We start from the raw sequence: 14956 nt of genomic DNA, 5'->3' as shown, positions 1-14956 counted from the left end.
GTCGCCTACTCCGCCGCCATGGGTTCAACCGCCAGATTGTCCGGCGTTTCGTCCGCCCGCGCCCTACGCTCAGCGCGCCGGCGGGCGAAATAGGCGCCGGCCGTTCCGACGACGCCCTTCGGCAGGAACAGGGTGACCAGCACGAACAGTCCGCCGAGCGCAAACAGCCAGAACTCCGGGAAGGCTGCCGTGAAGATGCTCTTCCCCCCGTTGACGAGGATGGCGCCAACGATCGGGCCGATCAGCGTTCCGCGCCCGCCAACCGCCGTCCAGATCACCACTTCGATCGAATTGCCGGGTTCGAACTCGCCCGGATTGATGATGCCGACCTGCGGCACATAAAGCGCGCCGGCGATGCCAGCCATCATCGCCGAGACGGTGAAGGCGAAGAGCTTGATGTGTTCCACCCGATAGCCGAGGAAGCGGGTCCTGCTTTCGGCATCGCGCACCGCGACGAGCACCTTGCCGTATTTGGAACGCACTATCGCCGAGGTAAGAATGAGGCAGAGCGCCAGCATCAGTGCAGATGTGGCAAAGAGTGCCGCGCGCGTGCCGTCCGCCTGGATGTTGAAGCCGAGGATGTCCTTGAAGTCGGTGAGGCCGTTGTTGCCGCCGAAGCCCATGTCGTTGCGGAAAAAGGCGAGCAGCAGGGCATAGGTCATCGCCTGGGTAATGATCGACAGGTAGACGCCGTTGACACGCGAGCGGAAGGCGAACCAGCCGAAGATGAAGGCAAGTAAGCCCGGAACCAGCACGACCATCAGCGCGGCGAACCAGAACATGTCGAAGCCGTACCAGAACCAGGGTAATTCCTTCCAGTTGAGGAACACCATGAAATCCGGCAGCAATGGGTTGCCATAGGAGCCGCGCGCGCCAATCTGGCGCATGAGATACATGCCCATGGCATAGCCCCCGAGCGCGAAAAAAGCGGCGTGCCCAAGCGAAAGAATGCCGCAGAAGCCCCAGACAAGATCGAGCGCCAGCGCCAGCAGCGCATAGGTGAGATACTTGCCGAACAGCGAGACCAGATAGGTCGGCACGTGCAGCGGATGATCGGGCGCGGTCAGAAGGTTGAGCGCGGGTAGGAGGATGGCGAGGCCGAGGAGGATCGCCACGACGACGAGGATGCTGCGGTCCAGCGATTTCATGAGAAACGAGGTGATCATGCTTCGACCGCCCTTCCCTTGAGTGCGAAGAGCCCGCGCGGTTTCTTCTGGATGAACAGGATGATCAACACGAGCACGAGGATCTTGCCGAGCACGGCGCCGGCATAGGGCTCGAGGAACTTGTTGAGGATACCGAGCGAGAAGGCGCCGACGAGCGTGCCCCAGAGGTTGCCGACCCCGCCGAAGACCACGACCATGAAGCTGTCGATGATGTAACCCTGGCCGAGATTGGGCGAGACATTGTCGATCTGCGAGAGCGCCACGCCGGCCATGCCGGCGATGCCGGAGCCGAGCGCAAAGGTCAGCGCATCGACCCAAGGCGTGCGGATGCCCATGGAGGAAGCCATGCGGCGGTTCTGGGTGACGGCCCGCATCCGGAGCCCCATCGGGGTCCTCTTAAGCAGGAACAGGAGCGCCGCGAAAACCGTCAACGCAAAGACGATAATCCACAGCCGGTTCCAGGTGATCGTCAGCCCGCCAAGCTCGAAGGCGCCGGACATCCACGAGGGGTTGCCGACCTCACGGTTGGTCGGCCCGAAGATCGAGCGCACTGCCTGCTGCAGGATCAGCGATATGCCCCAAGTGGCAAGCAAGGTTTCCAGCGGGCGGCCATAGAGAAAGCGGATGACGCCGCGTTCGATTGCAAGGCCGACGGCCCCGGTGACGAGAAAGGCAAGCGGCAGGGCAATCGCCAGCGACCAGTCAAAAAGCGCAGGATAGGAATTGCGCACGACCTCCTGCACCATGAAGGTCGTGTAGGCGCCGAGCATGACCATCTCGCCATGGGCCATGTTGATGATGCCCATGACGCCGAAGGTGATGGCAAGCCCGATCGCCGCCAGCAGCAGAACTGAGCCGAGCGACAGGCCGTACCAGACATTCTGGCCGGCGCTCCAAAGCGCCTGGGTCTGTTCGATGCGGGCGATCGCCGCCTCGATGTCGGGTTTGAGTGACGCGTCAGCGCTCGCGAGCGTCGCGTTCAGGACCGCGAGACTGGAGCGGCCGCTGCCTTCGGCGAGCATTGTGATCGCTCGGCGCTTCTCGTCGTCGCCGCGATCCGAGACGAGCAGCGAAACCGCGCGTGCCTCGTCGAGAACCTTGCGGACAGTTGCATCCTTTTCGGTCGCAATGGCCGTCTCGATCGCCTCGAGCGCATCGGCATTCGGCGTCTGCAGCATCGACTGCGCCGCCTTCAGTCGCGCGCCGGCGTCATCGCTGAAAAGGGTCAGGCCACCGAGCGCGCTGCGAACCGCGCGGCGCACGGCATTGTTGACCTTGACCTTCTGCATCGCCGCTTTCGGCGCTTCGCCGGCTTCCATGCCTGTCGCGGGATCGACGAGCAGCAGGTCCGCGCCTTGCGCCTTGACGAGGAACACCTTGCCATCGGATTTGCGCTGGTAGAGTTCCCCCTCGCCCAACGCCTCCAATACGGGAATGACCTTGGCGTCACCGGTCTTGGCGAGCGCCGATATCCGCTCGTCCATATCCGAGAGTTTCGCGGCGCCGAGCTGATCGACCAATGCGCCAAGGTCGTCCGCCGCGCGCAGACCGACCACGTGGGTCGATATCAACAGGCACAGCGCAACAAACAGGATCTGCAGAATTCGGTACATTACCCTCTCGCTCGGGTCTTGCCATGTCGCGTGGGCGACTGGCGTTTCGGTCGAGGATTTCACGTTTAAGATCCCTCCGCCCGGCCGCATCATCGGACGGAGGGATGCTTGCCCCCGGATTTCGTCATGCAAGGATTGGCCGGGCGGACTGCCCGCCCGGTCTATGACCAGGTGATGAAATCAGGAGCCTTTGCCGCCGCACTTGCCGGTGGCGACGTTGAAGTTGCCGCACGACATCGGCGCGCGCCAATCGGAGATCAGGTCCTTGGAGTCCGGCAGGTAGTCGGACCATTCGTCGCCGACGACGAGGCCGGGGGTTTCCCAGACGGTCTCGAACTGGCCGTCGCCCTGGATCTCGCCGATCAGCACCGGCTTGGTAATGTGGTGGTTCGGCATCATCGTCGAATAGCCGCCCGAGAGGTTCGGCACGGAAACGCCGATCATCGCGTCGAGAACGGCGTCGGTATCGGTGGTGCCTGCCTTCTCGACGGCCTTCAGCCACATGTTGAAGCCTATATAATGCGCTTCCATCGGGTCGTTGGTCACGCGCTTGTCGTTCTTGGTATAGGCCTTCCAGGTCTTGATGAACTCGGCATTGGCCGGTGTGTCGACCGACTGGAAATAGTTCCACGCCGCCAGATGCCCGACAAGCGGAGTGGTATCGAGGCCGGCGAGTTCCTCTTCGCCAACCGAGAAGGCGACGACCGGGATATCCTCAGCCTTCACGCCCTGGTTCGCCAGTTCCTTGTAGAAGGGTACGTTGGCATCGCCGTTGATGGTTGAGACGACGGCGGTCTTCTTGCCGGCCGAACCGAACTTCTTGATGTCGGAGACGATCGTCTGCCAATCGGAATGGCCGAAGGGCGTGTAGTTGATCATGATATCCTCGGGTTTCACGCCCTTGGAGATGAGATAGGCCTCGAGGATCTTGTTGGTCGTGCGTGGATAGACATAGTCGGTGCCGGCGAGCACCCAGCGCTCGACGCTTTCGTTCGCCATCAGATAATCGACGGCCGGGATCGCCTGCTGGTTCGGCGCGGCACCGGTATAGAAGACGTTGCGCTGGCTTTCCTCGCCCTCGTACTGGACCGGATAGAAGAGGATCGAATTGAGCTCCTCAAACACCGGCAGGACCGACTTGCGCGACACCGAAGTCCAGCAGCCGAAGACCGCCGAAACCTTGTCGACCGAGACCAGCTCGCGCGCCTTTTCGGCAAAGAGCGGCCAATCGGACGCCGGGTCGACGACGACGGCTTCGAGCTTCTTGCCGAGCAGGCCGCCCTTCTTGTTCTGCTCGTCGATCAGCATCAGCATGGCATCTTTCAGCGTCGTCTCGGAGATCGCCATGGTGCCGGAAAGCGAATGCAGGATGCCGACCTTGATCGTGTCATCGGCGGCGAAGGCGCCGTTGAACGCCGTCGTCGACAGGACGGCAGCCAGGAATGCGCCGGTGACGCTTGCCTTGATATTCATCTGATGGAACCCCTCTCGTTCTGGAGCAACAAGGCCTTCGGTGCTTTTTAGCCGTTGCTTGAGGGGATCATCGGACAGCCACGCTGCACTGCACATACGTCATTCTACGTAGGCGCCGGGGGCAAAGAGGAACGGCCGACGACGGGAAGGGCGAAGCTCACGCGCAATCGTCCCCGTCCATGCTTGACCTTGCCACCGTTGGAAGCTCTAGAAACGGACAAGCCAACGGCATCGGACCGCGCGATCGCGTCACGGAATCGACGCGAATCGACTGTCAGCAAAGGCTGGCAACGACAGCAACGGTCGCGCTTGCGCGGAGGGCAGGGTGTTTCAAATCTCGGGGCCGACAGGCATGACGTCTTCATTGCATCCCCATTGGGACTTCGCCCGCGAGATGCGTTCGATCCTGCTTCGCTTCGTCGCTTTCGCCATCCTGCTCGCAAACCTCCTGCTCGGCGGCAACGAAGGCGCAGAACGGATGCACGCGATCGTCGTCGTCAGCTATCTCGCGATCAGCATCGCCTCCGTGGCGACGGCCCGCTACCTGCCTGGCCGTTCGTGGCTGAAGACCTTTTTCGTGGTCCTCGACGCCGTGTTGGTCGCGCTGCTCCTCTACGCGCATATTCTTGCCGGGCCGGTGACGGAAAACCACAATCTGACGACCACGGGCCTGGTCGTCGCCTTTATCCTGCTCGTCCATGTCGGCCTGAAGCTCGAACGTCGGCTCGTTCTCATCTTTTCAAGCATCGTGCTCGTTGCCTGGGTGGCGATGCTCGCAACGACCGCCGCGAGGCATCAGGCCGCCGGCACGCTTTCCCTGCTCGGATCGTTCTTCAACCAGGATCTCGGCCTGACCGTCAGCTTCGGTTTCACTGCCTTTGCCATCTATCTTCTGGCGCGCGATCACGACCGCACCCGCAAGGAAGCGCTGAAAGCGGATCAACGACGCCAGAACCTCTCCCGGTTTTTCTCGCCGCTGGTGGTCTCGGCGCTGCAGGAAAAAGGCGATGCGCTTGGCCTCGAACGCCGAGACGCTGCGATCATGTTCGTCGACCTGCGCGATTTCACCCTGTTTTCCGAGATAGCCCCTGCTCCTGAACTCGCCTTCGTCCTGGCGGAGTATCGTCAGCTCGTCTCGCAGACGATCTTCGAGCATGGCGGCACGGTGGACAAATTCATTGGCGACGGTGTGATGGCCGTCTTCGGCCAGCCGAGGCCCATGGACGACGACGCAGACCGGGCGATGGCCTGCGCGCTTGATCTCGTCGACGCGCTCAACGACTGGAAGAACCACAATGTGCTAAACGGCCAGCCCGCCCTCGATGCCGGCATCGGCCTGCATTACGGCAAGGTGGTCGGCGGCGTGCTGGACAGCGGTTGCCACAGCGAATTCACGGTCATCGGCGATGCGGTCAATGTCGCCCAGCGCCTGGAAAGCCTGTCCAAATCACTCGACGCGCCACTGGTGGTATCGGCCGCGCTGATGGCGCGCCTCCGGGCCCCCGTTCCGCCCGCCAACTGGCTGGCGCAGAACGACGTCTCGCTACCCGGTCGCAGGCTCCCTGTCGATGTCTGGTATCTGCCCCGCCACGCCGCAGGCATGTCCGCCGCGTCGACGTCCCCCTATGGGAGCGGCACCATGCAAACCGCTCTCAGGAGACCGGTTTTCCAATCAACCGATACCGACGCCCGCACGGGATAGTCCATGCCTCGTCGCTTACCGGCCACCGAGGCTGAGCCTGAAGCGCGTGGTGAAATCGCCGCCCCACCACATCGGAAAGTTGGTGCCCCACTTGTTGTTGTGGATGTTGAAGCGAACCCCTTCGGAGTAGTCGGGTAGATCCTTGCAGAAGGCCATGAACGGCCATGCTTGAGGTGCTACCAGCGGCGTATCGAGGTTCTCGACCATCAGCTCTGCGCCTGCTTCGTGCGTCCCCCGGACGGCCGTGACCGCCTGAAGTTGGGCACCGCCGGCACGGGCGAAATTGTCGGTCGCGTGCCAGAGCCCCATCTTGCGCACGATCCACTCCGAGCGCCCCTCGGGCGTGAACGACAGGAAGCTTGCTTCCGGCATACGGTTGGCATTCTTGCCGTAGAGCGTCAGCCGGATATCGAGGCCGTCCTGCCCGCCGGAGAATTCAATGGCGATCTCAGCCGGTGCGCCGAATTGCTCGACCGCCTCGGCCGGCATTGCCGCGACGATCGACGTCGCCGTCGTGCCCCGAAGCTTAGGTGAATAGGTTTGCGAACGGGCCTCCGCGACCTGGGCAAGCCCGGGCTTGTCATGATCGAGCACCGCCCAGTCCATCCAATGCGTCAGGTAGGTATCCATGTGACGGCGCACATCGCCGGCATCATAACTTTCGTAGCGATAGGCGATCAGCGAGCCGTTGGCGCCGCGGATCGTTCGACCGTCGGGCGCTGTCAGCGCGGCAACGTCGCCCGTTAGGGGATCGAGGTCGATGACCCAGCCTCCAACTTCAAGTCTTGCTGCAGCACTGCCAGGTTCGGGCCGCGGCGAAACGGCAAGCTCGGCAAGCGCCGCTTCGGCGCGCGCGGCATCCTCCGCATCCAGCTCCGCAACGGCCTGGTCGAGATAGGCGCGCTGCTCCGCCCAGGATGCCTCCGTATAGTGGAAACGAGGATCCGTCTTTCGCGCCGCCTCGAAAGCCGGGCGCGCCCAGGCCTTTTCGTCGCGCAGGAAAGATTTGATATCGACGCCGCAGGTGTGTTCGGCAACCAGCGCCAGCTTGCGCCCGAAGGCCTGACGGCTCGCCGTCATCCGCTCCTCAGCGAAGCGACCGTAGAGCCGCTGCAGTGCGAGATAGCGGGCGATCTTTTCCGGATCGGTGCCGCTGCCGTGGATCCAGCTATCGCCGAGTTCCTTTTCCACGACCGGGAAGCGCTCGCGTGCCTCCCACATCAATGCGCCGTAGTCCTCAAGCGTCGCCGCGCGCACGCTGGCGCCGGGCTCGTGTTTCAGGATCTCACGATAGGCTTCGGCCGTCTGCGACACGCTCTGCGGTCCGATATTGTCGCTCGTATGGGCGAAGCTCAGGCCGTCGGAAATCCCCTCCGGGAAATAAGTCTCGCCATAGGAGCGCTGGTACATGACGACGATTTCCGCGCCATCAGGCGCCCGCCAGCGGTAAACATCAGGGATTTCCGGCGGCGGCGAGGCCGAGTTCACGCCGATGTGCAAGAAGCGTACGCCGGCTTGCGCCAAGAGCGGCACCATGCCGAGCGTATGGCCGGGCACGTCGGTCATCTTGGCGGCGATCGTCTTCAGGCCGAAGCGGCGGTCGAGCTCCTGCGCATAGGAAAGCCCGGTGCGAAAAAGGTCCGGTGACATCAACTCCGTATGCGTCGTGAACGGCAGCGCGTGCCAGCGGATCAGGCCGCGCTCGATCGCCTGCTCCAGCCGCGCGACCTCTTCCTTCGAGCGAGAATTCAGGTGATCCCAGATCAGCCAGGCGCCCGTCGTCCAGACGAACAGCGGCTCGTCCGGGTTCTCATTGTAGAAGTGTGCGCCGGTTTCGATCGCCTGCGGAATGAAGCGCTCGTGATACTGCTTTCGGATCTTCTCGGCGTGATCGGTAAAGCCGATGTCGAGATGGGTCTTGAAGACGACGTGGATGCGTTTTTTGGCCATGTTCGCTACCTTCAGCCGACGGTGCCCCGCACGATCAGGCGGGTGTTGAGTGTCTCGGTAAACGGCTCGGCATCGGGCGCACGAAGCCGCATCAGGATGAGGCGGACGAGCGCACGCACGCGCTCTTCGAGGTCGATGCGCACGGTGGTGAGGTTGTAGCTCTTCCAGTGCGCCTGCGGGATGTCGTCGAAACCGACGACCTTGACGTCCTCAGGCACCGAAAGCCCGAGCTCGTGGCGCAGCGCGTCGATCGCGCCGAAGGCGCCGACGTCATTGGCCGCAAAGATCGCATCGGCGCCCTCGCCGATCCGGAACAGATCAAGCGTCGCCTGGTAGGCGGTGTCATAGGTGTAGTCCCCGGCAAGCAGGATCGGCGCATCCATGCCGCGCTCCGCGAGCGTCTCCTTGAGAGTGCGCTCGCGCTCGGCATTGGCGAGCGACTGCGCCTTGCCGCCGAGATAGGCGATGCGGCGCGCGCCATAGCCCTGAAGCAGGGCCACCGCCTGTTCGATGCCGTTTTTCTGCCGGACGAGCAGCCGGTCATAGAGTGTGCCGGATGCGGCGCCTGCAAACTGCTTCACGTCGTCGTAGATCACGTAGATCGGCACGGCGCGGTCGAGAAAGCCGCAGAGCACATCGGGCAGGATGTTTTCGGTAAAGGCGATCACCGAATCCGGATTGAAGCCGCGCATATAGGTGAGCAGGCGCGGATCCATGCTGAAATCAGCCTTGGCCTTGAAGAGCAGCGTGGCAAAGCCCTCCGCCTGCAGCGCCGTCGTCAACGCGTCGATCTCCTGGCTCTCCCAGGGACTGCAGACATCCGGCACGATCATGCCGACGAGGTGCGAACGTCCCGTCACCAACGAGCGCGCCGCCATGTCGGGCGTATAGTTCAGTTCCCGCGCCACTTGCAGGATGCGGTCGCGCTTCTCCGGCTTCAGCGAAGCGTTCGGGTTGAAGGCCCGGGACACAGCGACCCTGGAAACATTAGCCGCGCGCGCCACCTGGTCTGCGGTGGCTCGGGCAGCTTTCTTGTCGGCGCGCTCGTTCATCTATCCGTCACAAAATGAAAACGTGTTCATTCTCAAAAGAGAGCAATGCGACGACTTCGTCAAGTCCAATAGATATTCCGCCAATTTTTGCGCACGGAACACATGATCCATGTTGACAAAGATGAAAGCGTGTTCATTCTTGACCATCGTCGGGACGCCGGACCTGGAGGAGGGACGGACTGTCGCAGCCAGACACTTAGGTCCTTGAGAGGATCGACCGGGAGGAGAAAACATGCGTACCAGGTTTCATTCCCTATTGCTCAGCGCAGCCGCGGCCATCGCCTTTGCCGCGCCGGTGAGCGCCACCGAACTCAACATCACCTGCCGCTGCATCATCGGCGGCGTAAACAGCGGCATGGCCGAGTGGATCGAAAAAAAGGTCATTCCGGCCTTTACCGAGAAGATGAAGGCCGAAGGCAAGGACGTCACCGTCAAGCTCACCCAGTTCGGCGGCGAGGACGAGCAGCTGACGCAGCAGCTCGCGCTCGATTTCTCCACCGGCGCCGGCCCTGATGTCTCCGGCTTCGACGGTTTCCTGATCCCGAGCTTCGTCCAGGGCAATCTCCTGAAGTCGCTCGAGGAAGTGGCTGGCCCAGACGTTCCGAAGTGGGAGGGCTGGCAGCATATCTCCGACGGCACCAAGGCGCTGATGAGCTACCAGGGCAAGCCCTATGGCATCGCGCTCGGCACCGACGCCCGCATGATCTTCGTGCGCAAGGACCTCTTCAAATCGGCCGGCCTCGATGCCGACAGCTGGCAGCCGAAGTCGTGGGATGAGTTGCTCGACGCCGCCCGCAAGATCAAGGCGGCCGCCCCCGACAGCTTCCCGTTGCAGCTCAACGCCGGCGTCTCCATGGGCGAGGCGACCACGATGCAGGGCTACTGGATGGCGCTGCTCGGCACCGGCGAACAGGTCACCGACGACAGCGGCAAATATATCGTGTCGAGCCAGGGCATCCTCGACACGCTGAAGCTCTACAAGACCATCTATGTCGACGACAAGCTCGGCGACCAGCGCGCGCAGCTGCTTGCCGACGGCCGCAACCGCACCTTCGCCAATTTCCGCGATGGCAAGACTGCGATGCTCGTCGAGGGCGACTGGTTCTATCGCTCGGTCACAGCACCCGGCGCCGAATTCGCCGTCGCCGATCGCGACAACACCATGACCTGGAAGAAGATGCCCGCCGCAGCACCCGGAAAGGGCTTACGCGGCCAGGATTTCGTCACGATGTCCGGCGGCACCGGCTTCGTCATCAATCCGCATACGGACGCGCCTGCCGAATCCTGGGCGCTGCTCTCGTTCATGAACAGCAAGGAGCAGCTCGACGCGTTCCAGGAAATCCAGCCGGCCATCCGTATCCGCGACGACGTGGCGATCCCGAACTCGCCGTTCCTGACGGAAACGGCAACGACGCTGCTGCCGATCACCACGGCCCGTCCGAACGACGCCAATTACAACAAGGTCTCGACCGAGATCCAGCGCATGACCGAAAGCGTCGTTTCCGGCGAGCTCTCGCCCGAGGACGCGATGGCCCAGTACAAGGCGGCCGTCATCGCCATCGTCGGCGAAGAAAACACCGTCAGCACGCTCTAAAGCCAATGCGGGATGTGGCCGCAACGGGCCCCTCATCCCGCTTCGATCCAACGACAGAGCGCCCGGCTGCCATCCGTGGCCGGGCTCCCGATCCAGGATATGGGCATGAAACGCGCATGAAGAAATTCTCCCTGCTTTCGACGCGCGCCGGCGCGCTTTTCCTGGCACCGGCCACGGCCCTCGTCGGGGTCTTCGTCATCGTTCCCTTCTTCTGGGTGATCTTCGTTTCCTTCACCAACCGCACACTGCTCGGCCGCACGGCCGTCGACCCCGATTTCGTCGGCCTGCAGAACTATTTCGCGCTCTTCAATCCGGCGACCTTCTTTACCCGCGGCCAGTTCGGGTTTTCGCTGATCCTGACGATCCAGTTCGTGCTGCTCTCGGCGCTGATCGGCCAGGCGCTGCTCGGGCTGCTGCTCGCCTGGCTCAGCCAGACGGTCACGCCGACGCTCAAATCCTTCCTGCAGACCGCGGTCATCGCCGCCTGGATCCTGCCGGAGGTGGTGATCGGCTTTGCCTGGTTCGCGTTCCTCGATTACGACAACGGCACGCTCAACATGATCCTGCGCGGCCTCGGTCTGCCGCCGGGCGACTGGCTGCTGCAACAACCGTTCTGGGTGATCGTGTTCTTCAACACCTGGCGGGGCGCCGCCTTCTCGATGATGCTGTTTAATTCGGCCTTCCAGTCGATCCCGCCGAGTTATTTCCAGGCAGCCGATGTCGCGGGCGCCACCTCGTGGCAGAAGCTGCGCGACATTGCGCTGCCGCTGATCCGCGGCCATGTCGTCACCGATCTGATCCTCATCACCATGTGGACCTTTAACGTCTTCACGCCGTTCCTGCTCACCCATGGCGGGCCGTCCTATCGCACCGAGATCCTGTCGATCTACACCTACCGCATCGCGTTCAAGGATTTCGAGTTCGGCAAGGGCGCTGCCGTCGGCGTGGTCATCATGCTGATCAATCTCGCCTTCGCGCTCGTCTATCTTCGCCTTGCCCACAAGAAGCCGGTGGAGGCGGAATGATGCAGAAGACTCAGAACATCTTCGTGCGGCGCACGGTCTTTGCGGCCGCTGCCACCTTCCTCGGCACGGTCTTTGCGCTGCCGCTCGTCTGGTTCGTCTTTGCGCCGTTCAATGCCCGTGCCGAACTTGGCCTTGCCATCCCGTCGCCCTTCACGCTTTCGAATTTCGCCACCGTCTTCCAGAACACCTTCGCGATGCAGGCGCTGCTGAACAGCCTCATCCAGGCGGCGGGCGGCGTGGTTCTGGTTGGTGGGGCGGCAACGCTTGCCGCCTACGCACTGTCGCGCTCGTCGATCCCCGGCAAGGGCGCCGTCACCTATATCCTGCTGCTCTTCTCGTCGGTCGTTTCAGGCTCGGCGGCGATGGTGCCGATTTTCCTCATCATCTCGGCGGCAGGCCTGATCGATACCCATCTTGCCGTCATTCTCGTCTTTGCCGGCGGGCTGTTGCCGACGGCGATGTTCATTCTTCGCGATTTCATCGACGCCATCCCGCGCTCCTATGAGGAGAGCGCCATGGTCGCCGGCGCCTCGCCGCTGCAGGCGTTCTTCGATGTGGCGCTGCCGGTCATCCGGCCGGGCATCGTCGTGGTCGTCGTCTGGGCCTTCGTCAACATCTGGGGCAGCTTCCTCATCCCCTTCATCCTGTTGCGCAGCGACAAGTTGATGCCGGCATCCGTCGCGATCTACTCCTTCTATTCGGAGGCCGGCACGCCGGTCGTCACGCTGCTGGCTGCCTATTCGCTGATCTATTCGCTGCCCGTCATCGCCCTCTATCTCTTCGTGAATTGGAAATTCGGTTTCCGGTTCTTCGGTGGCATCAAGTCGTAATCGGAAATCTGTCATGGCCTCTGTCGAATTCCAGAACATCTCCAAGACCTTCGGCGCCTTCGTCGCCGTGCCCGACATCAGCTTCCAGATCGCCGACGGCGAGTTCATCTGCCTGCTGGGCCCGTCGGGCTGCGGCAAGACGACGAGCTTGCGCATGATCGCGGGTCTCGAAACGCCAACCTCTGGCCGGGTGATGATCGGCGGCCGCGACGTTACCTACCTGCATCCGAAGGACCGCGGCATTTCCATGGTCTTTCAGGACTATGCGCTCTACCCGCACATGAACATCGCCGACAACATCGCCTATCCCTTGAAGGTGCGCGGCGAGCAAGAGACCAAGCGCCACGCCCGCGCCAAGGAAGTGGCCGACGTCCTCAAGATCGGCGACCTGATGAAGCGGCTGCCGAGCCAGATCTCCGGCGGCCAGCAGCAGCGCACGTCGCTGGCCCGCGCACTGGTCTATCCAAGCGAGGTCTACCTCTTCGACGAGCCGCTCTCGAACCTCGACGCCAAGCTGCGCCTCGAAGCCCGCGGCTTCCTCAACCATCTGCAGCGCGACATGGGCATGACCGCCGTCTACGTCACCCACGACCAGGCGGAAGCGATGGCGCTCGCAACCCGCATCGCCGTCATGGATAAGGGACGGATCGTGCAATTCGCCCCGCCGATCGAGATTTATCGCCGGCCGGCGACCACTTTCGTCGCAAATTTCGTCGGCAACCCGCCGATGAATCTGGTTCCGGTCGAGGCGTCCGTAGGCGACGGCGCGCTGCATCTGCGCGCCGACGGACTTCAGGTTGCGCCGATCGAACTCACCGACGCCGTCGCCGAGGCGGCGAGATCAGGCAAGATGACGCTTGGCGTGCGCCCGGAGCACCTGCGCATCGCCGGCGCCACCGACCACAACATTCTTTCCGGCGAGCTCTTCGCCAACGAGAACATGGGGCCGGAAAGCCTCGTTACGCTCGAGCGTGGCGACAACGGCCGCGTTACCGCGCGCATTTTCACCGATGACGAAATCAAGGTCGGAACCTCCGTGCACCTCGCCTTTGACGCCAGGCACGTCACCCTCTTTGACGACACCGGCGCGCGCATTCCCGCAGCCGACGAGCGCTGAGGCCGCTATGTTGGAATTTTCCGCGAGGATCACTCGCAGGGATCAGGCGGCCGATCCCTATTTCTACGTCCCCTTCGATGTACCTGAGGGCGTGACGCGGATCGACGTGACGCTGAGCTATCCGAAGTCGGAGCAGTGCATCATCGATCTCGGCGTGCTTGACCCGCGCGCAACCGACTATCCGACCGATCAGGGATTTCGCGGCTGGAGCGGCGGCGCGCGCGACCACTTTTTCGTCGCCACCGACGACGCCACCCCCGGCTACATCCATGGCGAGATACCCTCCGGGCGGTGGAAGGTCATGTTGGGTCTCTATAAAGTCCCCGAAGACGGCGTCGACGTGCTGGTGACCGTAGACCATGACAGCAGCCGGCGTGCGATCGCGCCGCAGCCGTCGCGACAGTTTCCGGTCCGCAAGGGGGCCGGCTGGTATCGCGGCGACCTTCATTGCCACACGTTCCATTCGGATGCGGCCGGTTCGCCGGAACTGCTGCACGCCGCCGCGCGACACGCGGGGCTCGACTTCCTCGCTGTCGCCGATCACAACACGATCACCCAGCGGCGCTATTTTCACCCACACTCGTCCCCGGAACTCGTCTTCGTGCGCGCCATGGAGGTCACCACCGCCGTCGGCCACGCCAATGTCTTCGGCGTCGACGACTGGATCGATTTCCGCATGACGAGACCCGAGCACGCCCATACGCTCGAACGTCTCGTGCATGAGCGCGGTGGCCTGCTGTCGATCAACCACGACAAGCCGACCATCCCCTGGGATTACGATCTGCCTAAGATCGACTGCATGGAGGTCTGGCAATCCCATTGGCTTGCCTGGAACTGGGTATCGCTGGAGCGCTACCAGCAGCGGCTGGCCTCCGGTCTGAAGATCTCGGCGATCGGCGGCAGCGATTTCCATCAGCCGGCGCGACTGATGCCGGAGGGCCCGCTCGTGCTCGCCCGCCCGACGACGGTGCTCTTTCTCGAAGAACTTTCGGAAGAGGCCGTGCTCGGCGCGATGAAATCCGGCCACTGCTATGTCACCGAAGGCCCAACGGGACCGCATCTGGAACTCACCGCCAACGGCCAGCCCATGGGATCGACCGTCACCGGGCAAGTTGCGGCAGAGGCTTTGGTTCGCGGCGCCAAGGGCGACAAACTCGTATGGCTCGACGCCTCGGGCATTATTGGCGAACAGACAATCGAAGCCGACGACTGGACTGGGCGCTGCACCGGTTCGCCTTCTCTTTTCCTGCGCGCCGAGATCGTTGCTGTCGCGAGCCGAGACGCCATCGTCGCTGCTTTTCGCAAGGCGCTGCCCGGAAATAGCCTGCCGTGGCAACTCTCCAATGACGATCTCGCGCAGCGCGCGGTTCGCCGCGCCATCAGCAATCCAGTTTATTGCAGCCCCGCCTGACCGCCGAGGCCATCAGACCTCAA

Annotated in this window: 11 protein-coding genes; 6 read left to right on the top strand and 5 right to left on the bottom strand. The window is 62.9% G+C overall.

The annotated features are described in order from the left end of the window. Positions 1-5: 5 nt before the first annotated feature. From urtC to urtA, 3 genes are all read right to left on the bottom strand, one after another. Positions 6-1166 carry an urea ABC transporter permease subunit UrtC gene (gene urtC, locus AC3WWH_RS10430; protein WP_058322945.1) on the bottom strand — a complete coding sequence of 387 codons (1161 nt, stop codon included), beginning with the start codon at positions 1164-1166 and terminating at the stop codon, positions 6-8. Beyond that, entirely contained in the window at positions 1163-2779 is a 1617-nt protein-coding gene (gene urtB / locus AC3WWH_RS10425) for an urea ABC transporter permease subunit UrtB (protein ID WP_058322944.1), read from the bottom strand. The genes urtC and urtB overlap by 4 nt, the downstream gene beginning before the upstream one ends. 180 nt (positions 2780-2959) lie before the next feature. Next, positions 2960-4252: an urea ABC transporter substrate-binding protein gene (gene urtA, locus AC3WWH_RS10420; protein ID WP_057251750.1), complete on the bottom strand. Its 1293-nt coding sequence runs from the start codon at positions 4250-4252 to the stop codon at positions 2960-2962. A 352-nt stretch (positions 4253-4604) separates the two neighbouring features. Here urtA and AC3WWH_RS10415 point away from each other — a divergent pair, with 352 nt between their 5' ends. Next, entirely contained in the window at positions 4605-5954 is a 1350-nt protein-coding gene (locus AC3WWH_RS10415) for an adenylate/guanylate cyclase domain-containing protein (protein ID WP_058322943.1), read from the top strand. Positions 5955-5969: 15 nt separating this feature from the next. Here AC3WWH_RS10415 and AC3WWH_RS10410 read toward each other — a convergent pair whose 3' ends face one another. Continuing rightward, positions 5970-7904 carry a DUF5054 domain-containing protein gene (locus tag AC3WWH_RS10410; protein WP_113399033.1) on the bottom strand — a complete coding sequence of 645 codons (1935 nt, stop codon included), beginning with the start codon at positions 7902-7904 and terminating at the stop codon, positions 5970-5972. Between the two features lie 11 nt (positions 7905-7915). Beyond that, positions 7916-8956 (bottom strand): LacI family DNA-binding transcriptional regulator, encoded by a 1041-nt coding sequence (locus AC3WWH_RS10405; RefSeq protein WP_058322942.1) that lies wholly within the window; start codon positions 8954-8956, stop codon positions 7916-7918. Between the two features lie 232 nt (positions 8957-9188). Between AC3WWH_RS10405 and AC3WWH_RS10400 the strand changes: the two genes are divergently transcribed. The 5 genes from AC3WWH_RS10400 (at position 9189) to AC3WWH_RS10380 (ending at position 14933) form a co-directional block, all read left to right on the top strand. Continuing rightward, positions 9189-10550, top strand: coding sequence for an extracellular solute-binding protein (locus AC3WWH_RS10400; RefSeq protein WP_093235684.1), 1362 nt, complete (start codon positions 9189-9191; stop codon positions 10548-10550). Positions 10551-10666: 116 nt separating this feature from the next. Further along, positions 10667-11575, top strand: coding sequence for a carbohydrate ABC transporter permease (locus tag AC3WWH_RS10395; RefSeq protein ID WP_057251755.1), 909 nt, complete (start codon positions 10667-10669; stop codon positions 11573-11575). Beyond that, positions 11575-12405 (top strand): carbohydrate ABC transporter permease, encoded by an 831-nt coding sequence (locus tag AC3WWH_RS10390; protein ID WP_113399038.1) that lies wholly within the window; start codon positions 11575-11577, stop codon positions 12403-12405. The genes AC3WWH_RS10395 and AC3WWH_RS10390 overlap by 1 nt, the downstream gene beginning before the upstream one ends. A gap of 13 nt (positions 12406-12418) precedes the next feature. Beyond that, a complete protein-coding gene (locus AC3WWH_RS10385; protein WP_492376976.1) occupies positions 12419-13522 on the top strand; it encodes an ABC transporter ATP-binding protein in 1104 nt (367 codons plus the stop codon). Positions 13523-13529: 7 nt separating this feature from the next. Then, positions 13530-14933 carry a CehA/McbA family metallohydrolase gene (locus tag AC3WWH_RS10380; RefSeq protein WP_113399031.1) on the top strand — a complete coding sequence of 468 codons (1404 nt, stop codon included), beginning with the start codon at positions 13530-13532 and terminating at the stop codon, positions 14931-14933. Positions 14934-14956: the final 23 nt, after the last annotated feature.

The sequence above is a fragment of the Ensifer sp. EB106-03-01-XG145 genome (genome assembly GCF_058792075.1).
The sequence above is the reverse complement of the archived record's forward strand: the minus strand, read 5'-3'. Positions and strand labels throughout refer to the sequence as shown.